The 24038-nt window shown below is 70.9% G+C and carries 16 protein-coding genes; 3 read left to right on the forward strand and 13 right to left on the reverse strand.

Features of this window, described 5'->3' with window-relative positions:
* Positions 1 to 75: 75 nt before the first annotated feature.
* Complete coding sequence (locus ACZ60Q_RS28200; protein ID WP_469640128.1) at positions 76 to 681, reverse strand: YdbC family protein; 606 nt, start codon at positions 679 to 681, stop codon at positions 76 to 78.
* A 254-nt stretch (positions 682 to 935) separates the two neighbouring features.
* Between ACZ60Q_RS28200 and ACZ60Q_RS28205 the strand changes: the two genes are divergently transcribed.
* On the forward strand, positions 936 to 1472 hold the full coding sequence (locus tag ACZ60Q_RS28205) for a TerD family protein (protein WP_469640130.1): 537 nt from the start codon (positions 936 to 938) through the stop codon (positions 1470 to 1472).
* Positions 1473 to 1646: 174 nt separating this feature from the next.
* On the opposite strand, the gene ACZ60Q_RS28210 is transcribed toward ACZ60Q_RS28205, so the two are convergent.
* Both ACZ60Q_RS28210 and nrdR read right to left on the reverse strand, forming a co-directional pair.
* Complete coding sequence (locus tag ACZ60Q_RS28210) at positions 1647 to 4544, reverse strand: vitamin B12-dependent ribonucleotide reductase (protein ID WP_469640132.1); 2898 nt, start codon at positions 4542 to 4544, stop codon at positions 1647 to 1649.
* Between the two features lie 173 nt (positions 4545 to 4717).
* Positions 4718 to 5230, reverse strand: coding sequence for a transcriptional regulator NrdR (gene nrdR / locus ACZ60Q_RS28215; RefSeq protein ID WP_469640134.1), 513 nt, complete (start codon positions 5228 to 5230; stop codon positions 4718 to 4720).
* A 489-nt stretch (positions 5231 to 5719) separates the two neighbouring features.
* Here nrdR and lexA point away from each other — a divergent pair, with 489 nt between their 5' ends.
* Complete coding sequence (gene lexA, locus ACZ60Q_RS28220) at positions 5720 to 6517, forward strand: transcriptional repressor LexA (protein WP_010072358.1); 798 nt, start codon at positions 5720 to 5722, stop codon at positions 6515 to 6517.
* 126 nt (positions 6518 to 6643) lie between these two features.
* Here lexA and ACZ60Q_RS28225 read toward each other — a convergent pair whose 3' ends face one another.
* The 5 genes from ACZ60Q_RS28225 to ACZ60Q_RS28245 form a co-directional block, all read right to left on the reverse strand.
* Positions 6644 to 8614: an ATP-dependent DNA helicase gene (locus ACZ60Q_RS28225; RefSeq protein WP_469640136.1), complete on the reverse strand. Its 1971-nt coding sequence runs from the start codon at positions 8612 to 8614 to the stop codon at positions 6644 to 6646.
* A gap of 38 nt (positions 8615 to 8652) precedes the next feature.
* Entirely contained in the window at positions 8653 to 10560 is a 1908-nt protein-coding gene (locus ACZ60Q_RS28230) for an IucA/IucC family protein (protein WP_469640138.1), read from the reverse strand.
* 60 nt (positions 10561 to 10620) lie between these two features.
* Positions 10621 to 11382: a GNAT family N-acetyltransferase gene (locus ACZ60Q_RS28235; protein ID WP_469640262.1), complete on the reverse strand. Its 762-nt coding sequence runs from the start codon at positions 11380 to 11382 to the stop codon at positions 10621 to 10623.
* 86 nt (positions 11383 to 11468) lie between these two features.
* On the reverse strand, positions 11469 to 13376 hold the full coding sequence (locus ACZ60Q_RS28240; protein WP_469640140.1) for an IucA/IucC family protein: 1908 nt from the start codon (positions 13374 to 13376) through the stop codon (positions 11469 to 11471).
* A gap of 28 nt (positions 13377 to 13404) precedes the next feature.
* Entirely contained in the window at positions 13405 to 14799 is a 1395-nt protein-coding gene (locus ACZ60Q_RS28245) for a diaminobutyrate--2-oxoglutarate transaminase family protein (RefSeq protein WP_469640141.1), read from the reverse strand.
* A 355-nt stretch (positions 14800 to 15154) separates the two neighbouring features.
* Between ACZ60Q_RS28245 and ACZ60Q_RS28250 the strand changes: the two genes are divergently transcribed.
* Positions 15155 to 16315, forward strand: coding sequence for a trypsin-like serine peptidase (locus tag ACZ60Q_RS28250; protein WP_469640143.1), 1161 nt, complete (start codon positions 15155 to 15157; stop codon positions 16313 to 16315).
* Between the two features lie 630 nt (positions 16316 to 16945).
* On the opposite strand, the gene hflX is transcribed toward ACZ60Q_RS28250, so the two are convergent.
* From hflX to ACZ60Q_RS28275, 5 genes are all read right to left on the reverse strand, one after another.
* A complete protein-coding gene (gene hflX / locus ACZ60Q_RS28255; RefSeq protein WP_469640145.1) occupies positions 16946 to 18466 on the reverse strand; it encodes a GTPase HflX in 1521 nt (506 codons plus the stop codon).
* A gap of 131 nt (positions 18467 to 18597) precedes the next feature.
* The gene (locus ACZ60Q_RS28260) at positions 18598 to 20043 is read right to left on the reverse strand and encodes a M1 family metallopeptidase (protein ID WP_469640147.1); all 1446 of its coding nucleotides are present in this window, start codon (positions 20041 to 20043) and stop codon (positions 18598 to 18600) included.
* A gap of 171 nt (positions 20044 to 20214) precedes the next feature.
* Positions 20215 to 22371: a RelA/SpoT family protein gene (locus tag ACZ60Q_RS28265; protein WP_469640149.1), complete on the reverse strand. Its 2157-nt coding sequence runs from the start codon at positions 22369 to 22371 to the stop codon at positions 20215 to 20217.
* Between the two features lie 171 nt (positions 22372 to 22542).
* Positions 22543 to 23409, reverse strand: a complete 867-nt coding sequence (gene dapF / locus ACZ60Q_RS28270; protein ID WP_469640151.1) for a diaminopimelate epimerase — start codon at positions 23407 to 23409, stop codon at positions 22543 to 22545.
* A 97-nt stretch (positions 23410 to 23506) separates the two neighbouring features.
* Positions 23507 to 23959, reverse strand: coding sequence for a hypothetical protein (locus ACZ60Q_RS28275; RefSeq protein WP_469640264.1), 453 nt, complete (start codon positions 23957 to 23959; stop codon positions 23507 to 23509).
* Positions 23960 to 24038: the final 79 nt, after the last annotated feature.

Here is a 24038-nt window from a genome sequence, read left to right on the forward strand (position 1 = left end):
CCAGGGATTGCGGGACAGCCCTTGGACCGAGTCGGGCCGGCACGAGTGGCCGGGGCCACGCGGTGCGGGTCCGGGTCACACCGTCCAGGAGGGTTCCAGCTCCACGACGTCTCCCGTCAGCGCGATCACGTCCGTCTCGGTCTGCGCGCGGACCGCCAGCCGCTCGGCCCCCGCCGCGCGGTACTTGCCGCGCTCGGCGCTCGACTTCCACAGGGACAGCGCCAGGAACTCGTTGCCGGGCGCCTCACCGAACACGCCGCGCAGCATGCCGGGCGATCCCGCCATGGCAGGGTTCCACACCTGCTGCTGCATCAGCATGAAGTGTTCGGCGCGTTCCTCGCGCACCCTGCTGTGCGCGACCCTGGCCACGTCCGCCTCCGCGAAGTGGGGCTCGAAGCCCGTCTTCACGTCGAAGCGGCGTTCGAAGAGCATGACGCGCATATCGCGGAACATGCCCGACTGTCCGGCCGCCAGCCGGTCGTGCCCGCGGGCCATGAAGGAGTCGTAGAAGACGCGGTTCTCCCAGAACGCGAAGACATGGGCGACGTCGGGGCGCGTTCGGCTCCACCCGCCGCTCTGTCCGCTGAAACCCGGCTCGCCGAGCAGCCCCGCCCACTTCCGCTGTCCCCGTTCGAAACCATGACGGTCCACCACGGAGCAGCGAATCCACTTCACCAACACCGCGCCATCGTACGGCGCGGAACGTGGCGCGCGTCACGGTCCCAAGGAGCGCGCCCCGGCAGGTCGTTCCGCTCACGCTCCGGGTCGCGGGTGCCGGAGGAGCCGCAACACCCGCGCCGGGGCCGGAGAGTGGCCCGAATCCGCCGCCCGTGGCCGGAGCAGTTGGTTCCGCGGCCGGTTCCGTACATGATCGGGTGAATCGTGTATCAGGTGATGGGAACGGCCCGTGGGCCGTCGGCCGGGAGGGAAGTCCCTTGAGCACTCCGAACAAGGACATCGAGAAGGTCGAGGTGCGGGTCAAATGGGACCCCAGCCCGCACGGGGCGGTGGCCAACGACCTCGACATCATCGCGGCGACCTACCCGGTCGACGAGCCGTACGGCGCGCCCGCCTATCTGGTGCACTTCGACAGCCGCTCTCCGGACGGCACCATCACGCTGAACCGGGACAGCCGGACCGGCCAGGGTTTCGGCTTCGACGAGGTCATGACCATCGAGCTGAACCGGCTGGCGGACGGGTACGGGCGGGTGGTGGTCGGAGTCGCCATCCAGCAGCGCGACCGTCACAAGACCTTCGGCGACATAGGGAACACGGCGATGGAGATTCGCGAGGGCTACACGAGCCTGACCGAGAACGACTTCTCCGACGTGGCGTGGGCGACCGCGGCGGTCGTCGGAGAGTTCACCCGGGACGGCTCGGGGCTCTGGGGTTTCCGGTCGGCCTTGCGTGGCTTCGACGGCGACCCCGACACGTTCGCCACGGTGATGGGAAGCCGGGCCGCCGAAGGGTGACATCGATCAGTTCCGGCCAACCCGGCGTGACGTCGGCGGTCTGTCGAACGCGGGCGTCGATGACCTGCCGAGAAGGGGCCGGGGACATACCGAAGGGGACCGGCCGATGGCCGGTCCCCTTCGTGGACCGCGGGTCAGCCGCACGTCAGTGCGGTCCCGCGTCCGGTCGTCCGGTCAGCTGCAACCGCTGGTCGAGCCGCAGCCCTCGCAGATGTAGCAGGAGCCGGCGCGCTGCATCTTCGTACCGCAGGAGAAGCAGAGCGGGGCGTCGGCGCTGATGCCGAGCTGCATCTCGACCAGTTCGGCCGAGGTGTGCGCCGTCCTCGGTGCGGGCTTCACGGCGGACTCCTCGGGAGCCGCCACCACCTTCAGTGGCTCGGCGCGGACCGGGGCCGACTGGGCCAGGCTGTCCGCGTCGAGGCCGTCCGCCTCGAACGACGGCTCGTAACTGCCGGTGTCCAGGTGGCGCTGACGCTCCTCGGCGGAGTGGATGCCGAGGGCCGAGCGGGTCTCGAAGGGCAGGAAGTCGAGCGCCAGGCGACGGAAGATGTAGTCGACGATCGACTGCGCCATCCGCACGTCCGGGTCGTCCGTCATGCCGGCCGGCTCGAAGCGCATGTTGGTGAACTTCGAGACGTACGTCTCCAGCGGGACGCCGTACTGCAGACCGACCGAGACGGCGATGGAGAAGGCGTCCATCATGCCCGCGAGGGTCGAACCCTGCTTGGACATCTTCAGGAAGACCTCGCCGAGACCGTCGTCCGGGTAAGAGTTGGCGGTCATGTAGCCCTCGGCGCCACCCACCGTGAAGGAGGTGGTGATGCCGGGACGGCCCTTGGGGAGACGCTTGCGGACCGGGCGGTACTCGACGACCTTCTCGACCGCCGTACGGATGGTCTCCTCGGTCTTCGCGGTGACCTCTTCCTTCTCCTTGGCCTTGGTCTTGGCGGAGAGGGGCTGGCCGACCTTGCAGTTGTCGCGGTAGATCGCGAGCGCCTTGACGCCCAGCTTCCACGCCTCGAAGTAGACCTCCTCGACATCCTCGACGGTGGCCGTCTCAGGGAGGTTCACCGTCTTGGAGAGCGCGCCGGAGATCCACGGCTGGATGGCCGCCATCATCCGCACGTGGCCCATCGCGGAGATGGAGCGCTCACCCATCGCGCAGTCGAAGACCTCGTAGTGCTCGGCCTTCAGGGCGGGGGCGTCCACCACGTTGCCATGGTCGGCGATGTGGGCGACGACCGCCTCGATCTGCTCCGGCTGGTAACCGAGACGGCGCAGCGCCTGCGGCACCGTGCCGTTGACGATCTGCATCGAGCCGCCGCCGACCAGCTTCTTGAACTTGACCAGGGCGAGGTCGGGCTCCAGACCGGTGGTGTCGCAGGACATCGCGAGACCGATGGTGCCGGTGGGCGCGATGACCGAGGCCTGAGCGTTGCGGAAGCCGTTCTTCGATCCGAGCCGGATCACGTCCTGCCAGGCCTCCGTCGCGGCGGCCCAGACCGGCGAGTCGAGGTCGTCGACGTGGACGGCCTTGGCATTGGCGTCGGAGTGCTGCTTCATGACGCGCTGGTGCGGCTCGGCGTTACGGGCGTAGCCGTCGTACGGGCCGACGACCGCGGCCAGCTCGGCGGAGCGGCGGTAGGAGGTGCCGGTCATCAGCGAGGTGATGGCGCCGGCCAGCGCGCGGCCGCCGTCGCTGTCGTACGCGTGACCGGTCGCCATCAGCAGGGCGCCGAGGTTGGCGTAGCCGATGCCCAGCTGACGGTAGGCGCGGGTGTTCTCGCCGATCTTCTGCGTGGGGAAGTCCGCGAAGCAGATCGAGATGTCCATCGCGGTGATGACCAGCTCGACGACCTTGGCGAAGCGCTCGGACTCGAAGGACTGGTTGCCCAGGCCGTCGTCCTTGAGGAACTTCATCAGGTTCAGCGAGGCAAGGTTGCACGAGGTGTTGTCCAGGTGCATGTACTCGCTGCACGGGTTCGAGCCGTTGATCCGGCCGGACTCCGGGCAGGTGTGCCAGGCGTTGATGGTGTCGTCGTACTGGATACCCGGGTCGGCGCACGCCCAGGCGGCCTCGGCCATCTTACGGAAGAGGGACTTGGCCTCGACCTCTTCGATGACGTCGCCGGTCATCCGGGCGCGCAGAGCGAACTTGCCGCCCGCCTCGACGGCCTTCATGAACTCGTCGTTCACACGGACCGAGTTGTTGGCGTTCTGGTACTGGACGGACGTGATGTCGTCGCCGCCCAGGTCCATGTCGAAGCCCGCGTCGCGCAGGGCGCGGATCTTCTCCTCCTCCTTGACCTTGGTCTCGATGAAGTCCTCGATGTCGGGGTGATCGACGTCGAGGATGACCATCTTGGCCGCACGGCGGGTGGCGCCGCCCGACTTGATCGTTCCGGCGGACGCGTCGGCGCCGCGCATGAACGAGACCGGTCCCGAGGCGTTGCCGCCGGAGGAGAGGAGCTCCTTGGAGGAGCGGATACGGGAGAGGTTCAGGCCGGCGCCGGAGCCGCCCTTGAAGATCATGCCCTCTTCCTTGTACCAGTCGAGGATCGACTCCATGGAGTCGTCGACGGCCAGGATGAAGCAGGCGGAGACCTGCTGCGGCTGGGACGTGCCGACGTTGAACCAGACCGGGGAGTTGAAGCTGAAGACCTGGTGCAGGAGGGCGTACGCCAGCTCGTGCTCGAAGATCTCCGCGTCCGCGGGAGAAGCGAAGTAGCTGTTGTCCTCTCCGGCCTTCCGGTACGTCTTCACGATCCGGTCGATCAGCTGCTTGAGGCCGGTCTCACGCTGCGGCGTACCGACGGCCCCGCGGAAGTACTTACTGGTGACGATGTTGACCGCGTTCACCGACCAGAAGTCGGGGAACTCGACGCCACGCTGCTCGAAGTTGATCGAGCCGTCGCGCCAGTTGGTCATGACGACGTCACGGCGCTCCCACGCCACCTCGTCGTACGGATGCACGCCGGGGTTGGTGTGGATGCGCTCGATACGCAGACCCTTGCTCGCCTTGGCGCCCTTGATGCGGGAACCTCGTGCCGGGCCGCTCGCCGTCTCTGTCATGCCGCCTCCCATATGTGGGCGAAAACGCCCTGAAGTGCCCAGATCTTCCCAGGCACAATGTGTGTCCGATGCTCCGGAAGCCGCACTCGGCAGCCGGAAGCACATCTCATGTCGCCCTGCCGCCGGTCCGCAGAGCTATGTCTGCGAGCACGGGCGTCCCGGGCGGGTACCGCTCAGTCGGCGGCGATGGCGGGCGCGGGGACCTCAGGGGTCTCTCCGCTTCCGCGGTCCTCCATGGAAGGCCGCTGCGTACGCAGTTCCACGATGGCGGCCTCGAAGTCTTCCAGGGAATCGAACGCCCGGTACACGGACGCGAAGCGCAGGTAAGCGACGAGGTCGAGTTCCTGTAGGGGGCCAAGGATGGCCAGCCCCACGTCGTGGGTGGTCAGCTCGGCGCTGCCGGTGGCGCGCACCGCCTCCTCGACCCGCTGGCCGAGCTTGGCGAGGGCGTCCTCCGTGACCGGTCGACCCTGGCATGCCTTGCGGACTCCGGAGATGACCTTGGTGCGACTGAAGGGCTCGGTCACACCGCTGCGCTTGACCACCATCAGTGAGCAGGTCTCCACCGTGGTGAAGCGGCGGGAACAGTCGGGGCACTGCCGACGGCGACGGATCGACGTCCCGTCGTCGGTGGTGCGACTGTCCACGACCCTGCTGTCGGGGTGCCTGCAGAAGGGGCAGTGCATAGCTCCCAACCCTCCTTCACACGCACGACTGAATAGCCTCTTCAGGGCCCTTCTCGGGCCCTTGGAAGCAGTCCCCAGCATAGGCGATGACCACAGTGTGGTTGAACCGCGACCACAACCTCTGGGCGACTGGAGCAATCCAACCACTAGATCTAGGGTTGAGTCGCGTTTTCGGCCCCATCGCGTGTCGCGCACCGGACCTCGCTCGGAGGCCGCTCGGGGAGAGCGTGGGCCAGAGAAGAGGGTACGGGAAACACGGGAGGGCCGAGCCGCCGGGGCTCCGGCGCACGGGTCCGGATGAAAGACTCGGGCCGGCACCGCGACAGGCGTGCCCGGGGCGCGCTCGCGGCCCCTATTCTGTTGCTCATACACCTGTCGGTAGCACTGCGGCACCCCTTTATTCGTTTTTCACTCGAACGTGTGTTTGGCGCAACCTTTCGAAAGCTACTACCGTTGTCCAGCTAGGGAGAACATTCGAGAGGGGCCGACGTGACCACCACCGCAGACAGTGCCACCATCACCGCCCGGGACCACCGCTCCCAGAGCCGACTTGAGCCGGTGCATGCCATGAATGACTCAGTCACGAACACGGACGGGCCCGAGCCCGCACGCCCGGGACGTTCCATGCCCGGCAGGCCCCCCGGCATCCGGGCGGACAGCTCGGGGCTCACGGACCGGCAACGGCGGGTCATCGAGGTCATCCGCGACTCCGTGCAGCGGCGGGGTTACCCGCCCTCCATGCGGGAGATCGGTCAGGCGGTAGGCCTGTCCAGCACCTCGTCCGTCGCCCATCAGCTGATGGCGCTGGAGCGCAAGGGCTTCCTCCGCCGGGACCCGCACCGGCCCCGCGCCTACGAGGTGCGCGGATCGGACCAGCCCAGCACCCAGCCGACCGACACGACGGGCAAGCCCGCCGCGTCCTACGTACCGCTGGTGGGCCGGATCGCCGCCGGTGGACCGATCCTCGCCGAGGAGTCGGTCGAGGACGTCTTCCCGCTCCCCCGCCAGCTCGTCGGCGACGGCGAGCTGTTCGTCCTGAAGGTCGTCGGCGACTCGATGATCGAGGCCGCGATCTGCGACGGCGACTGGGTCACCGTCCGCCGCCAGCCCGTCGCGGAGAACGGGGACATCGTCGCCGCCATGCTCGACGGCGAGGCGACGGTCAAGCGCTTCCGCCGGGAGGACGGTCACGTATGGCTGCTCCCTCACAACGCCGCGTACCAGCCGATCCCCGGCGACGAGGCGACCATCCTGGGCAAGGTGGTGGCGGTGCTGCGCCGGGTCTGAGAAAAGGCGTCGGTCACGGCTGCCCGCCCCGGGATCCCTGCCTAGGACGTCGATCATGACGTCGGTCCCGGGGCTTTGTCTTGCCCACCCACCCGGAGCCGGGCGGGTGGGAGAGCTACGGCCGGATCAGGCCCCGTCCGCCTTGGCCCGTGCGTCGATGGCGGACAGTGAGCGGCGCGCCTGGTTCCGGTCGGTGGTGTACCAGAAGTCCGGCAACGAGGCGCGCAGATAGCTTCCGTACCGTGCGTTCGCGAGCCTCGGGTCCAGCACGGCGACGACACCCCTGTCGCCCGTGGCCCGGACCAGCCTGCCCGCGCCCTGGGCCATCAGCAGAGCGGCGTGCGTCGCCGCCACCGCCATGAAGCCGTTGCCGCCCGCCTCCTCGACCGCCTTCTGCCGTGCGCTCATCAGCGGATCGTCCGGCCGGGGGAACGGAATCCGGTCCATGACCACCAGCTGACAGCTCGGCCCCGGGACGTCCACGCCCTGCCAGAGCGACAGGGTGCCGAAGAGGCAGGTCTCCGGGTCGGCGGCGAAGTTCTTGATCAGCTCGCCGAGCGTCTCCTCGCCCTGGAGCAGGACCGGCCTGTCCGTACGACCCCGCAGCTCCTCAGCCGCCGCCTTGGCTCCCCGCATGGAGGAGAACAGCCCCAGCGTGCGGCCGCCGGCCGCCTCCACCAGCTCGGCGAGCTCGTCCAGCATGTCCGTACGGGAGCCCTCGCGCCCCGGGGTGTTCAGATGCCGGGCCACATAGAGGATGCCCTGCTTCGGGTAGTCGAACGGGGAGCCGACGTCCAGCCCCTTCCACTGCGGGACGTCCTCGCCCGCCGTGCCCTCGGGGGCCAGCCCGAGGGAAGCGCCCACTCCGTTGAAATCGCCGCCGAGCTTGAGGGTGGCCGAGGTCAGCACCACGGACCGCTCGGCGAAGAGCTTCTCGCGCAACAGCCCGGAGACGGAGAGCGGGGCGACCCGGACGGAGGCTCCGAACCGGTCGTGCTGCTCGTACCAGACGACGTCGTACTCGGAGCCCTGGGTGATGCGCTCGGCGACGCCGTGGATCGACTCGACCGAGGCCAGGGCCTGCTTGCGGACGGCGTTCTCGTCCTCGACCGACTTGTCCCGGGTGGCGCCGATCGCGGAGATCACCGTGCGGGCCGCGTCGCGCAGCGCCATCAGCGCGTACCCGAGGTCCTCGGGCACCTCCTCCAGACGCCCCGGGAGCGCCAGCTCCATGACCCGCTCGAAGCCCTCGGCAGCGGTCTGGAGGGCGTCGGCGGCCTTCTCGTTGACCAGCTTCGCCGCCCGGCGGACCGCGCGGTTGACCTGGGTGGGAGTGAGCTCACCGGTGGCGACGCCGGTGACCCGGGAGACCAGTTCATGGGCCTCGTCGACGATCAGCACCTCGTGCGACGGCAGCACCGGCGCGCCCTCGATCGCGTCGATCGCGAGCAGCGCGTGGTTGGTGACGACCACATCCGCGAGCTTCGCGCGCTCGCGGGCGGCCTCCGCGAAGCACTCCGCGCCGTACGCACACTTCGTCGCGCCCAGGCACTCGCGCGAGGAGACCGAGATCTGCGCCCATGCCCGGTCCGAGACGCCGGGGGTCAGATCATCCCGGTCGCCCGTCTCCGTCTCGTCCGACCAGTCCCGCAGCCGCAGCAGGTCCTCGCCGAGCTTGCTGGACGGGGCCGCCGCCTCGAACTGGTCGAACAGCCCGTCCTCCTCTTCCTGCGGAACCCCTTCACGCAGCCGGTGCAGGCAGAGGTAGTTCGACCGCCCCTTGAGCATGGCGAACTGCGGGCGGCGGCGCAGCAGCGGATGCAGGGACTCGACCGTACGCGGAAGGTCTCGCTCCACCAGCTGTCGCTGGAGGGCGAGGGTGGCCGTGGCCACGACGACCCGCTCCCCGTGCGCCAGGGCCGGCACCAGATAGCCGAGCGACTTGCCCGTACCGGTGCCGGCCTGGACGAGCAGGTGGGATTGGTCGTCGACGGCCTCGGCGACGGCCTCGGCCATGGTGACCTGGCCGGGCCTTTCCGTACCGCCGACGGCGGTGACGGCGGCGTGCAGGAGCTCGGGGAGAGATGGCTTCGTCATAGCCCGACCACCCTACGGCGCACCACTGACATCGGCGATCACTCCCGGACCCGGGCGGAGGGGTGCAACGGGTTGGGGACCGTACCGTGGATCGCCGCGTGCGGGCGGCTGGCACGGTCCCGGTAGCCGTCGACGAGCAGGCGGTTGCGGTTCAGGCAGAGCCGCTCGATCTCGGGGGTGAGCATGTCGAACAGTTCGAACCGCTCCTTCAGCTCCGGGAAGCGGGCGTGGTGGCGGACTATCTCCGCTCGGACGAGTGACCAGAACGCGTCCTCGGAGACGCCTAGCTGCTCCTCGCACAGCGGCGACAGATAGCGGAAGACGCCCACGAAGAGGCCGGAGTGGATGAACTGGGTGAGGAAGGACGGCTCCTCGGTGAGAAGGACGGCGCGCACCTCGTCGGGCATGGTGGCGTGTTCCGGCAGCGGGCGGGCGCTGACGTTGACGTCGTCGACGAAGTCCTTGATGGCGAGCCGTACGGGCACGTCGTTCTCGTCGAACACGACGATGGCGTTCTCGCCGTGCGGGGAGAAGACGGTGCCGTAGCGGTAGAGAAAGTGCAGCAGGGGAGGCAGCAGGGCCCCGAAGAGCCGCTTCAGCCAGGCCTCCGGGGCGAGTCCGGAGCGCTCGACCAGTTCCGTGGTGAACGCCCGGCCCGCCGGATCCGTATGGATGAGCGAGGCCAGCGTGCGGGCTCGTTCGCCCGGGGCGAGGCGGGGCGGCAGGGGCTCCCGCCAGATCGCGCCGAGGATCTCCTTGTACTGGTACGGCGCTTCGGGGAGGTGGTCGTACAGCGGGTGCTCGACGGCGACGGAGGCGACCTCGCCGAGGAGGACGACCCGGCAGGTGTCGCGCAGGAACGGGTCGTCCTCGCACAGCCCCTGGACCCAGGCGGTGACCGCGGGGGCGGCGAGGGTCCGCTCGGTCGGCAGGCCGCGCCAGACCAGCGTGTTGAGGATGGAGAGCGGGAGTTTCACGGTGTGCCGCTCGGGCCGTTCCACGTTCGCGAACGTGCGGATGGACTGCTGCGGGAGGCGGGCGTCCCCGTCGGTGTGCAGGGCAACGATGTCGCCGTCGGCGATGGCCGGGGCGAAGAGCGGCACGATCCACTCGTCCCACTGCCAGGGGTGTACGGGGAGGTAGAGGTAGTCCCGCGGGTCGTGCCCCCGGGCCCGCAGCACCTCGCCGAAGCCGTCCCGGACGCTCGGGTCCAGCTCCCCGGCGTACAGCTGATCGGGGGTGGTGAGGCGGCCCACGCCCCGGTACTGCGCGATGCGGGTGCTGACCGCGATCCACGGCAGCCGGAGCGGGCTGCGGGTCTCGGGGGTGAAGCGGGCCGCGTCGGCGGCGGAGAAGCCGAGCCGCCCCTTGCTCGCCACCAGCCAGGGGTGGCCGGTCTGATGGCCCTCCAGCTCCGCGTAGTCCAGTGCGGCGAGCCGGTCCGCGGTGAGCGCGGTGTGGTCGAGCCGGGCGTCGGCGGACAGGGTCAGGGTCAGCTCGCGGATGAGGTGGCCCAACGTCGTGCCGTCGAGCCCGAGGAGGCCCCGGGCCCGGGTGAGGAACGTCAGCGGGTCGCGGAACGGCCGGGAGCCGGAGGACGAGCCGGTGGACCGCGCCTCGGCGCTCGCGGCGGTGGGTGAGCCGTTGGCATGGGCGGCCGGGAGCCCCGCCGTGACCTCGATCGAGTCCGGATCGACGCGCCAGCTGCCGTAGACGCCGCGCCGGGCCGTGAAGGCGAGCGCTCCTCCGTCGTCGAGGGTCAGCCGGTGGCGTCCGGCGGTCCCGGGCTCCGGGACGGGCTCGATGATCTTCTCGTAGGCGAACTCGCCGAGCATCTTGGCGAGGAGCCGTGCGGCGGCCCGGTCCCAGATCTGCCGGTTCAGCTCCGGAGGGCTGAACAGCTGCGGGGAATCGGCTGATTCACGGCTCGCGGGATATATCGGCACGGGGACTCCTCCGGATGGAACCTATGAGGTTCGAGCGGTGTGGAAAGTGCGGCGAGTAAGTCACAGCTGGGCTCGGTGCGTTCGGTCGCGGATCATCAGCGCGGCGCGTTTGTCGGGGAGATCCACTTCGGCGGAGAAGCGGAAGCCGGCGCTGAGGAACGCGGATACGGATGGGGTGTTGCGCAGGTCCGGCTCGGCGACGACCCGCCCGCAGCGCGGAAGGTTGTCCAGGACGAGGTCGGAGACGGCGCGGAGCAGGGTGGTGCCCACGCCCCGGCCCCGGTTGTTCACGCCGCCGATGAGGAGATGGACGCCGGTGTCGTGGGGGCGGGCGGGGTAGTGGCGGGCCAGGGGGTCGAGGTCGGCGCGGTAGATCTCCCAGTAGCTCATGGGTGTGCCGTCGAGCACGCCCAGGCAGGGGATGCTGCGTCCGTCCCCTTCGAGCTGGGGCCTGAGGTGGTCGGCGGTGACGGCCTCGGGTCCGGCGAGCTCCCAGAAGGCCGCCACGGCGGGGTCGTTCATCCAGCGGCTGACGACGGCGAGATCACGCTCCGGCCGGACGGGGACGAGGGCGAACTCTCCCGCCGCCGTGGTCGCGGGCGGCCAGGCCCCCGGGTCTCCCAGCAGCTCGTGGGTGACCCGGGGCCGGGCCGCCCCGGCGCTTCGCTCCTCGGCGATCAGGGCGAGGAGCTCCTCGGTGAGCTCCAGGTCGAGGGTGTCCTCGACGCCGGCGCTCCCGTCCACGCGGCTGCCGGACCGTTCGGCGGGGCCGTGGTCGGCCGGTACGGCGTCGGGTTCCGCTGGGGGTTCGGCGGGAGGCACGGTGGCGCTCTCCTCTCTGGACCGGGTGCGGTCGGTGGGCATCGTAGGAGCGGGTGCGGTCGGAGTCTGCCGGGGGCGGGTGGTGCTCAGCTGTGCAACGGGTTGGCGATGGTGACGTACACGGACTGGGTGTCGACCGGTCCGACCAGCTCGTCGAGGCCGTGGAGCCGGGTCAGCAGGTTTGCCTTGCAGCGCAGTTGGCGGTTGTCCAGGAGGTACGCGGGCAGCGGTGAGCCCAGTTCCGCGGTCTCGGTGAGGAATCGGCGCAGGACGGTGAGGAGTTCCTGCTCGTCGGCCAGGCGCTGGGCGCCGAACGCCCCGATCAGGCCGAGGATGTTGTTGATGCCGAGGTAGTAGGCGAACCGCTCGTCGGTAACCGGGTCGGAGACGAAGGTGTCGCTGACGGCGCCGATGCCGGGGAGCAGCCGTTCGAGCTCGGCGCGGCGGGAGTCGCGGAAGTAGTAGCCCTGGTTGTCCCGGTAGCGTCCGCCGACGGGCCAGCCGTCCGGGTCGAGGAGGACGAGAGTGTTCTGCTGGTGGGCTTCGAGGGCGACTCCGCCGTGGGCGTCGAGCCAGAGGACGGGACGCACGACGTGGTGCAGATAGCGGCGGAACCATTCGGTGGATACGGCGTTGGTTCCTCGGCCGGTGCGGGCGGCCAGGCCCGAGACGACCTCGGCGAGCCGGGAGCGCATGCCGGGCCGGCCGGGCCGGGGGCGCTGGGCGGTGAGTCCCGCGATGCAGGCGGCGTCGTCGCCCGGGCCGAAGGGGTTGTGGCGGAGCATGACGTCGAGCCCCATGACAGGTGCGCCCTCGAGGTCGTCGACCGCGAGCCAGGCGGGGTCCCGGACGATGTCGAAGCCGGGGTGCTCCCGCTGCCAGCGTTCGGCGAGTCCGGTCGACAGGAGGCGGTGGACCTCGACTCCCCGGTGCAGTTCCTTGCGGAGGTTCTCGCGGCGGGAGTTGGTGATGCGTACGCCGAGGGAGAGCTTGAGCATCACCCGTGCCCCGGGCCGGTGCACGGTGCGGATGGAGGAGGTGGGGTGCCAGTGCTCGCCGTGGGGGCCGAGGTCGTGGAGCAGACCGCTACCGGCGAGGGCACCGACCTGGGGGCGGTGGAGCAGGTCGGCGGCCTGCCAGGGGTGTACGGGAACGGCGACGGTGCCGGGGGGCAGGCTCAGCCCTTCGGCGTGCGGGGCGAGCAGCTCGTCGGCGGTGGCCGGACCGCCCTCGGTCCAGGCGGAGTCGGTGGCGATCAGCGACCGGTGGACGGCGAACCAGTGGAGCGGGAAGGACCCGTGGAGCTCGGGCGAATAGCGGCGGGACTCCGACTCGGAGAGGCCTTCGCGGCTCTTGGGCGTGGGGTGGAGGGGATGGCCGAGCAGCAGGGACTGTTCGGCGGTGAGGAAGAGGTCGGCCTCGGCGGGGTCCGCCGGGCTGCGCCGCCGCTGGTCGATGAAGCCGGCGGTGTGGCGTACGGAGTCGGCGACCCGGGCGACCAGATCGCCCGCGCCACTCTCGCCGCCCTCGCGGCCGATGAGGACGGCGACGGTGGCGGCGTCGGCGGGCGGGGCGCCGGTCGGGGCGCTCTCCAGGGCGGGGGCGCCGAAGCGGTGGGCCCCGGTGGCGGACCAGTAGCGCACGGGGACGAGCAGGGCGGTGCCGCTGGCGGGGAAGGCGATGCGCAGGGTGTCGCCGTCGGGGCGGGGCAGGTCGCTCTCCCGGGTCCAGCACCGCAGGAGGCTCTCCGTGCCCGCCGCGTCGGCGGCCCGCAGCGGGTCCGGGTCGTCGAGCGCGTCGGGCCTCCCCTGGTCCGTGGCCGCCTCGGATCCTGAACCCGACCCGTACGAAGGGGGGTTCGGGTCGCCGTGGTGCGCGGATTTCTGGCGGGGCACGGTCACCGCCTCGACCGTGCCGGGGGCGGCCGGTCCGTCCTGCCCTCGGTGCTGGGGGGTGCCGTGGCCGTCGGCCTCGGACGCGTGGGTGGGGTTCACGGCGTTCTTCCTTGGGGGGATTCCGGGCTCAGGTGGTCGGCCCGGCGGTGGTCCGACGGAGCGGGGAGCGTGTCGCTGCTGCCAGCGCGTCGGCGAGACGGTCGACGACGGCAGTCGCCTGCTCGTCGGTGATGGTGAGGGGCGGCAGGAGGCGGACCACGGCGTCGTGGCGGCCGCCCAGTTCGACGATGAGGCCGCGCCGCAGACATTCCTGCTGGACGGCGAGGGCCAGGGCCGGGTCGGGCGGCGGGGCGGGGTGGTCGTCGCCGGCTTCGGCGGGCAGGGGCACGCGCTCGGGATCCACCAGCTCCAGGCCGATCATCAGTCCACGCCCCCGTACGTCACCGATTCCCGGGTGGTGTGCCCGCAGCTCTGTCAGACGTGCGAGCATCCGGGCCCCCAGGACCGCCGCGCGGTCCGCCAGTTGATTCTCCCTGACGTACGCGAGCGTGGCCGTGCCCGCCGCCATGGCGAGCTGGTTGCCACGAAACGTACCCGCGTGGGCGCCCGGCCGCCAAAGATCCAGTTCAGCGCGGTAGACGATCACGGCGAGGGGCAGGGATCCGCCGATCGCCTTGGAGAGGACCATGACGTCGGGGACGATGCCGCTGTGCTCGACGGCCCAGAAGGCGCCGGTCCTGCCGACCCCGGTCTGCACCTCGTCGGCGATGAGGGGGATGGAGCGGTCCTCGGTGATCCGGCGCATACGGCGCAGCCAGGGGTCGGGGGCGGGATTGACACCGCCCTCGCCCTGGACCGGCTCCACGATCATTCCCGCGGGGGCCGGAACCCCGCCCTTGCGGTCGTCCAGCAGGTGTTCGGTCCAGCGGGCGGCGAGCGCGGCGCCACGCTCGCCGCCGGTCCCGAACGGGCAGCGGTAGTCCTGCGGGAAGGGCAGCCGGGTCACCCGTACGTCGGTCGCGCCGCCGGAGGCCTCCAGGGCCCCGGTGGTCATGCCGTGGTAGGCGCCGGTGAAGGTCAGCAGGCCGGTGCGCCCGGTCGCGGTACGGACCAGTTTGAACGCGGCCTCGACGGCGTCCGTACCGGCGGGGCCGCAGAACTGGATGCGCGCGTTGTCGGCGAACTCCCGCGGCAGGGTGGCGAACAGCTCGGTGGTGAAGGCGTCCTTGACCGGGGTGGCGAGGTCCAGCACATGCAGGGGTGCACCGGAGTCGATGACCTTCCGGATCGCTTCGAGCACGACGGGGTGGTTGTGTCCGAGGGCCAGTGTGCCGGCGCCCGACAGACAGTCGAGGTAGCGGCGTCCGTCCGCACCCTCGATGGTGAGTCCGCGGGCGCGCACCGGGACGATCGGCAGGGACCGCGCGTAGGTGCGGGCCGCCGATTCTCGCAGGGACTGGCGACGGAGAATGCCCTCGTGCGCGGAGGGCGGTGCCACCGGAGCGGGCTCGGTCACGGACACGGCTCTTGATCCTCCTGCGGTAGCAGTCGCGTTGCACGTCAGCACGTTCTCGCGCGGACGGAGCAAAGGCGTGAACGCTGTCATGGTGTCCCCCGTACGTACCAACGACGCCGTCCGCGATGGATCACGGGTAGATCGGAACATCCTCGCGGCGACGGAACCGCGGACCTGCCGCGTACCGTCACCATCGGCACCGGCATAGTGGGGGCCGCACAGCGGCGCGGAAGTATCTGCTCCGGCACCCGAAGTGTCCGCAGCGCAGTACGAGTACCGAGTGACGAAGTCCCAGGGGGATCACGACATGCGACCCATTCGCCCGACCGATACCGCACGGCGCGGGAGGCGCGCACGGCGCATGCCCTCCACCGCGCTCGCCGTCGCCGCGGTGCTGGCGCTCACCGCCACCGCGTGCGGTCCGGAGGAGGACAACGCGGGCGGTACGCCCAGCGCCTCGGCCGACCAGTCGTCCGACGGCAAGGTCACCATTCCTGACGACCTGAAGAACCGGCTCAAGGACCACGGTATCGACCCCGACAAGTGGCGGGACGGGGAGTGGAAGAACTGGGACAAGGACAAGTGGCTGCGTGAGGCCAAGGACTTCGTCAACCCGATCATCGACGGTCTGTGGGACCCGGACCGGATGCGGGAGGCCGACAAGCCCCCGGAGAATCCGGTCGAGAACGACATCTCGGGTGACGACGGCGTGACGGACCCGACGCCGGCCCCGGTCCGGGCCGCCGGTGTCGCGACGCCGTACCACGACAACGCCCCGGAGTCCGGGAAGCTGCTCTTCGACGGCCCGCAGGGCTCGATGGTCTGTTCCGCGACCGTGGTGAAGGACCCGGCGAACCCCGGAAAGTCCAATATGGTGTGGACGGCCGGGCACTGTGTGCACGCGGGCAAGAAGGGCGGCTGGTACCGCAACATCGCCTTCGTCCCCGCGTACAACAACGGCGGCCTGCCGCCGGCCGAGCTGGAGAGCGCACCCAAGGAGAAGATCGCTCCCTACGGTGTGTGGTGGGGCCAGTGGGCCCAGACCTCCGAGCAGTGGATCGCCGAGGGCGCGGCCGTCGGCGGCCAAGGCGCCCCGTACGACTTCGCGGTGCTGCACGTGACGCCGGAGAAGGGCGCGGGCGGCAAGTCGCTGGAGGAGACGGTCGGTTCGGCGCTGCCGGTCGAGTTCAACGCTCCCGCCGTGCCGGAGATCGCCGGCATGACGGCCACGGGCTACCCGGCCGCGCCGCCGTTCGACGGTCAGAAGCTGCTCCAGTGCGAGGACGAGCCGGGCCGGCTCTCCGTCTTCCAGGAACAGCCCACGATGTACCGCATCGGCTGCACGATGACCGGCGGTTCCTCCGGCGGCGGCTGGGTCGCGGCGGGCCAGGACGGCAAGCCCGCCCTGGTCTCGAACACCTCCATCGGCCCGGTCACCGCGGGCTGGCTGGCCGGGCCCCGGCTCGGCAAGGAGGCCGAGGGCATCTACCGTACGGTGAGCGAGAAGTACGCGGGCCAGTAGGCCCCGGTCTTCGGCGACGATCCCCCGCACGAGATATCGTCCGCGGCCCCCGGTACGGCAGTCGCCGGCCGGGGGCCGCGGTCGATCTGCGGCAGGCCCCGGAATCCTTCACGACAAGCGCATGACTCAATGCGCGCACGCGCACGACCGCGCTCGCGCTCGCGCACGCGCACAACCGTATGACTCAGGCGTTCAGGGGAATCTCTGGGTACCGCGACATCGTCTTCGTTCCCTCGCACAACGACCAAGGCGGGAACGCTGCGCAACTGCGGACCGCGCAGCCGCAGGAGATCGCCCTACGGCACCTACTGGGCCGCGTCCTGCGGTGAGTGGACCTCCGGAGGCGGCCCGACGGGAGGAGCGGGCGCGCCGTGCGACTGCGCGATCCCGCACCTGAAGCCTTCGAGCGGCACGAAGTCGTGGGAGGAGATGGTGGGCGACGCGCCGCCGGTCTCCTTCGACGCCCGGCTCGATGGCGATGCCCGACGCACCTTCACGGTGATGAGCGACAGGTTCACCGGCCGGTGAACCCGGCCGGTGAACCCGGCCGGTGACCGTACGCCGAAGGCCCGGTCCCCAACTCTAGGAGTTGGGGACCGGGCCTTCGGTTGTCGCGCGGTCCCGCGGCCGTCAGTGTGCGGCGGGGACGAAGGTCCCGAGCTCCGCGGCCAGCTCCTCGTGGACCTGGGCCTTGAGCAGGGTGCCCTCGGCGGTGTGCTCCTCGGAGAGCACCTCGCCCTCGGCGTGCACCCGGGAGACCAGAGCCCCCTGGATGTACGGCACGAGCACCTCGATCTCGACGGACGGCCGGGGCAGCTCGGCGTCGATGAGCGCGAGCAGCTCGTCGATTCCGGCGCCGGTCCTGGCCGAGACCGTGATGGCGTGCTTCTCGTTGCGCAGCAGCCGCTGGAGGACCAACGGGTCCGCCGCGTCCGCCTTGTTGATCACGACGATCTCGCGTACGTTCACCGCGCCGACGTCCCGGATCACCTCGCGCACCGCGGCGAGCTGCTCCTCCGGCACCGGGTGGGAGCCGTCCACCACGTGGAGGATGAGATCGGACTCGCCGACCTCCTCCATGGTGGAGCGGAACGCCTCGACGAGGTGGTGCGGCAGATGCCGGACGAATCCGACGGTGTCGGCCAGGGTGTAGATGCGGCCACTCGGCGTCTCGGCCCGGCGGACGGTCGGGTCCAGGGTGGCGAACAGGGAGTTCTCCACCAGGACACCGGCCCCGGTCAGACGGTTGAGGAGCGAGGACTTGCCCGCGTTGGTGTATCCGGCGATGGCGACGGACGGCACCTTGTTGCGCTTGCGCTCCTGCCGCTTGATCTCGCGGCCGGTCTTCATCTCCGCGATCTCCCGGCGCATCTTCGCCATCTTCTCGCGGATCCGTCGCCGGTCCGTCTCGATCTTGGTCTCACCGGGACCACGGGTGGCCATGCCGCCACCGCCGCTGGAGCCGCCGCCGCCCATCTGACGGGAGAGCGACTGACCCCAGCCGCGCAGTCGCGGCAGCATGTACTGCATCTGGGCCAGCGAGACCTGTGCCTTGCCCTCACGGGACTTGGCGTGCTGGGCGAAGATGTCGAGGATCAGGGCGGTCCGGTCGACCACCTTCACCTTGACGACGTCTTCCAGGTGGATCAGCTGGCCGGGGCTCAGCTCACCGTCGCAGACCACCGTGTCCGCGCCGGATTCGAGCACCATGTCACGCAGCTCCAGCGCCTTGCCCGAGCCGATGTAGGTGGCCGGGTCCGGCTTGTCGCGCCGCTGGTACACCGCGTCCAGCACCTGCGCTCCCGCCGTCTCGGCGAGTGCGGCCAGCTCCGCGAGGGAGATCTCCGCGTCGCGCACCGTCCCCGAGGTCCAGACGCCCACCAGCACCACGCGCTCCAGGCGCAGCTGGCGGTACTCGACCTCGGTGACGTCCTCGAGCTCCGTGGAGAGACCGGCCACGCGTCGCAGCGCGGCACGCTCGGAGCGGTCCAGCTGATCGCCGTCCCGCGCTCCGTCGATCTCCTGGCTCCAGGCGACGTCCTCTTCCATCAGGGCGTCGGCCCGAAGGCTCTCGGTGAGGCTCTCGGTGGTGTTCTCCGTGGCGCTCTGCGCGTCCCGCGCGTCCTGGGGAAGGGAAGAAGAGGAGGTCATTGGATCCTTACGTCGATAGATGTCTTTACGTCAGTCACAACGTGTGACCTTCCCGGATGATTCCCTGCCGGGAACTCCGGTGCGGTCCGCCGCGCCGACCCGTCGATAGTGGCACGGCCCCACCGGAGCCGTCACGCGGGTTTCGTACTGCTCCAGTCGGGGTGTCCGGGCATCGGCGGGGTCTTCCTCCCGTACAGCCAGCCGTCGAAGAAGTCGGTCAGGTCCCGGCCGACGATGCCGGAGGCCAGCCGGGTGAAGTCCGCGGTGGTCGCGGTGGAGTCCCGGTGCACCCGGACCCAGGTGCGCTCAAGCCGGTCGAAGGCCGCCTCGCCGATCTCCTGGCGCAGGGCGTAGAGCACCAGCGCGCTGCCGTCGTACATGACCGGCCGGAACAGGCTGAGCTTCTGCCCCGGGGCCGGGGAGTCCGGGTGCGCCGGAGGACCGCCGTCCGCGCGCCAGCCGTCCGAGAGCTTGTACGCCTCACGCATCCGCCGCTCCAGCGTCCCGCCGCCCTTCTCCTCGGCGTACCGGGCCTCGTACCAACTGGCGTGTCCTTCGTTGAGCCACAGGTCGGACCAGCTCGCGGGCGAGACGCTGTCGCCGAACCACTGGTGGGCCAGCTCGTGGATCATCACCGATTCGACGTACCACCGCGGGTAGCCGGGCTCGGTGAAAAAGGACTTCCCGAACAGCGACAGCGTCTGGGTTTCCAGGGCGAAGCCGATGGGGCTGTCGGCGACAAGCACCCCGTACGTCTCGAAGGGGTAGCGGCCGACCCGCGCCTCCATCCACTCCAGCTGGGCCGGGGTCTTCCTCAGCCAGGGCTCCAGCTTCTTCCGGTCGGCGGCCGGGACGACATCGCGCACCGGCAGTCCGTGCGGGCCGGTGCGGTGCAGTACGGCGGAGCTGCCGATGGAGACCTGGGCCAGTTCGGTCGCCATGGGGTGCTCGGTGCGGTACGTCCAGGTGGTCGTGGCCCCGTGCCGGGTCTTCCCGGCGGGCAGCCCGGCCGCGACCGCCGTCAGCTTCTCGGGGGCGGTGATCCGGAACGTGAAGTACGCCTTGTCGGACGGGTGGTCGTTGCCGGGAAAGACCCGGTGGGCGGCGTCGGCCTGGTTGGCCATGGCGAGACCGTCGGCGGTACGGACCCAGCCACCGTCGTCCCCGGATCCGCTCGGGTCACTGGTGTGCCGGACGGTGATGTTCAGCGGTACGCCCGCCGGGAGGCGGCGGGGGACCTGGACGACCAGGTCCTCGTTCTTGCTGCCGAAATCGGCGGCCAGTCCGTTGACCTTCACTCCGTGGACGGCGCCCCGGGCGAAGTCGAGGTTGATCCGGTCCAGCGGGGCGGTGGTGCGGGCCCTGATCTTCGTGACGGCGTCCAGGGGCTTGGTGTTGCCGCCGTGGTACGTGAAGGCGATGTCGTACGCGAGGACGTCGTATCCGGGGTTGCCCAGCTCGGGGAAGAGCCGGTCGCCGATGCCCAGGGGCTCGGGGGCGGGCAAGGCTGCGGCGACGAGGGTGGCCGAGGCGGTTGCCAGCAGGGCGGCGCGCAGGCGGCGGGTGAGGAGCGGCATGGACTACCGCTATCAGCGCATCGCCGCCCGGCCGGGGAGCCGCGCGCCGCACCACTCGAATGAGAACGCGCCACGCGTGGGAGGCGCGGTTCAGCGGGTCGGGACGCGCCGCCTCGGGCCCGGCCGCTTCCGGTACTCGCCCCCCTCGGGCCGGGGCGCTTCCGGGGCGGCTCAGCCGGCCGGAGCCGGATGCTGGGCGCGGCTGACGTCGTAGACCCCGGGAACCTCGCGCATGGCGCGCATCAGGGCGGGAAGGCCTGCGGCGTCGGGGAGTTGGAGGGTGTAGGTGTGGCGGACGCGCTGCTCGCTGGGCGGTTCCACGGTGGCGGAGACGATCGCCGCCTCGGCGGTGGCGATGGCTTCGGTGAGGTCGGCCAGGAGCCGGGGGCGGCCGAAGGACTCGGCGACCAGGGTGACCCGGCAGCCCGCGTCGGACTCCCGGCCCTCCGCGTCGGCCCAGCGGGCCCCGACCGGGGCGCGGCCGATGTCCTGCATGGCGGCCACGGCGGGGCACTGACGGCGGTGCACGGTGACGGCGCCGCCACGGACGACGAAACCGGTCAGCTCGTCGGGGGGCACCGGCGTACAGCAGCCGGCGAGGCGCACCGGCGCGTCCGGCCCGTCGACGACGACGCCGGTGGCTCGGGGGCCGGACCGGGCGCGCGCCGGTGCGGTGGCCTGCGCGCCGCGTTCCGGGGCGGCGTGCTCGGCCGGGCCGGGTCCACCCGGGTCCGCGGTCTCCGGGTCGGGCTTCGCCTCGTCGGGGTGGTCGGTGAGCCAGCCGGTGATCGCGATCCGGGCGGCGGGGGTGCGCGTGTGGTCGAGCCAGTCGGGCGAGGGACCGGACGCGGTGTCCTGGGCGAGCAGCAGTTGCACGGTGTCGCCGTCGCTGAGGACGGTGCTCAAAGTGGCGAGGCGGCCGTTGACCCGGGCCCCGATGGACGTATGCGCCCGGTCGCCGTACTGCGCGTAGGCGGCGTCGACGCAGCTGGCCCCGGCGGGCAGGCCGAGGGTGCCGCCGTCGGTGCGGAACACGGTGATCTCGCGGTCCTGGGCGAGGTCGTCGCGCAGGGTGGTCCAGAAGGTGTCGGGGTCGGTGGCGGACTCCTGCCAGTCCAGCAGCCGGGAGAGCCAACCGGGCCGGGTCGGGTCGGCGCGCTCGTCGGACGGCTCGGTCTGCGGGGCGGCGGCGTCCTGGGCGTACGGGTTGCCCAGCGCGACGACGCCCGCCTCGGCGACCTTGTGCATCCGGTGCGTACGGATGAGGACTTCGGCGACCGCGCCCTCGGGGCCGACGACCGCGGTGTGCAGCGACTGGTACAGGTTGAACTTGGGGGCGGCGATGAAGTCCTTGAACTCCGAGATCACCGGGGTGAAGCAGGTGTGCAGCTCGCCGAGGACGGCGTAGCAGTCGGCGTCCTCGCCGACCAGGACGAGCAGCCGCCCGAAGTCGGTGCCGCGCAGTTCGCCGCGTTTCCCGCGGACCCTGTTCACGGAGACGAAGTGGCGGGGTCTGATGAGGACTTCGGCGCTGATTCCCGCGTCGCGCAGGGTGCCCCGTACGTTGTCGGCGATGGTGTCGAGGGGGGCGTCCGGGCCTGCCGCGGCGGCGATCAGGGCACGGGTGTGCTCGTACTCCTCGGGGTGCAGGATCGCGAAGACCAGGTCCTCCAGCTCGGTCTTGAGCGCCTGCACGCCGAGCCGTTCGGCGAGCGGGATGAGGACGTCCCGGGTGACCTTGGCGATCCTGGCCTGTTTCTCGGGGCGCATCACGCCGAGGGTGCGCATGTTGTGCAACCGGTCCGCCAGCTTGATCGACATGACCCGCACGTCGTTGCCGGTGGCGACGAGCATCTTACGGAAGGTCTCCGGTTCGGCGGCGGCCCCGTAGTCGACCTTCTCCAGCTTGGTGACGCCGTCGACGAGATAGCAGACCTCGTCGCCGAACTGATCGCGTACCTGGTCGAGCGTCACCTCCGTGTCCTCGACGGTGTCGTGGAGCAGGGAGGCGGTGAGGGTGGTGGTCTCGGCGCCGAGTTCCGCGAGGATCAGGGTGACGGCCAGCGGATGCGTGATGTACGGCTCGCCGCTCTTGCGCGTCTGGCCGCGGTGCGAGGACTCCGCGAGGACGTAGGCCCGGCGCAGGATGGTCAGGTCGGCGTCGGGGTGGTGGGCACGGTGCGCCTCGGCGACATGTCCGATGGCGTCGGGCAGCCGGTCGCGGGAGACCGGGCCGAGCAGAGCCACCCGGCCCAGTCTGCGCAGATCGATCCGGGGGCGGCTCCGTCTGCGAAGGGGAGCGCCCGGATCGGCGGCCTCTGCACTCATGGGCACCTCCGGCGACGTCGACCGGCGCTGGGGAGGAGCGGATGCCCCTCGGGGCCGGTGCTTGATGCTATCGACCCCACCACGTGGCGCAGTCCAGCTCTCGCCCAGCGTGAAACGGATCACCCATTCGAGCGATGCTCGGGCCGGTCATCGTTTCGAGCGAGCCATTCCTCAGGAGGTTTCGAGCCAGGCAGGGTCGATGACGCCCTCGGCGACGATCACCGCGGGTCCGGTCATGTCGATCGCACCGTCGGGGTGCTCGGTGATGAGGAGGGAGCCGCCGGGGAGGTCCACCCGGTAGGTGACGGGGAGGCCGGTCACGGCGGGGGCGGCGCCGTCCCGGCGGGCGGTGGCGACGGCGACCGCGCAGGCGCCGGTGCCGCAGGAGCGGGTCTCGCCGGAGCCCCGCTCGTGGACGCGCATGCCGACGTGGCGCGGGCCCCGGTCGACGACGAACTCGACGTTGACACCCTCGGGATAGGCGGCCCCGGGGCTGACGGGCGGGGCAGTGAGCAGGTCGCCGGCGTGGTCGAGGTCGTCGACGAAGGCGACCGCGTGCGGGTTGCCCATGTTGACGTTGCGGGCGGGCCAGCTACGGTCGCCGACGCTGACCGTGACAGTCTCTCCGGGCAGCAGGGCGCGGCCCATGGAGACCGTGATGTCGCCGTTCTTGGCGAGGTGTACGTGCTTGGGGCCTCCCCGGGTGGCGACGATGAGGTCGCCCTCCTCGACGAGGCCGGCGCGCTGGAGGTAGCGGGCGAATACACGCACGCCGTTGCCGCACATCTCGGCGATCGAACCGTCCGCGTTGCGGTAGTCCATGAACCATTCGGCCGTGTCCGCCATGGACCGCGCCTCGGGGTGTGCGGCGGACCGCACGACGTGCAGCAGGCCGTCCCCGCCGATACCGGCCCGGCGGTCGCAGAGCCGGGCGACGACGGTGGCGGGCAGCGCGAGGGCGTTGTCCGGGTCCGGGACGATCACGAAGTCGTTCTCGGTGCCGTGACCCTTGAGGAAGGCGATCTGCGAGGTGCTCACATGCCAACTGTACGAGGCGGCGCCGACAACCCGCACGAGCGGACCCGGTGGCCGGTCCGTGACCGGCGCCGGGGCCCCGGCGCCGGGCCCGCGGCCGTCAGCGCAGCCGGGCGACGCGCCAGACGGCGAGGGCGACCAGAGCGGCACCGGTGGCCACGTACAGCGCGATCACCCGCCAGTCGGGGCGGTCGCCGGAACCGCGGGAGGGCAGGCCCGGCCAGGTGTGCCCGACGCGGCGGGCGGCCATCATGCCCCAGCCGGCCGCGCAGCAGCTGATCAGGAGCCCCAGCATGGCGACGATGGCGCCGCCGTCGCCGATCTCGAAGGCGAGGGGGAAGGCGAACATCAGCGAGCCGACCGCGGCCAGCACGACGATGGGCGCGAGCTGCCAGATCCGCAGCTTGCGGGTGGGCCGCAGCTCGACCTCGACCTCGGGGGTCACGTCCAGTTCGTCGGGCCCGTCAGGGCTCAGCCGTCCAGCGGTCTCCCGCGGTGACGGCACGTCGTGCTCTGTGTCGCGCTGCTCCGTGTCGCGAGGGCCGGCCTCCATCGCCACGCGCCCTCCCAACTCGGACTCCACTGGTGGATCGATGCTCGATGATGGCACGATCACGGGTGCCGAATTGACG

It is taken from the genome of Streptomyces sp. NPDC104313 (assembly GCF_055583985.1).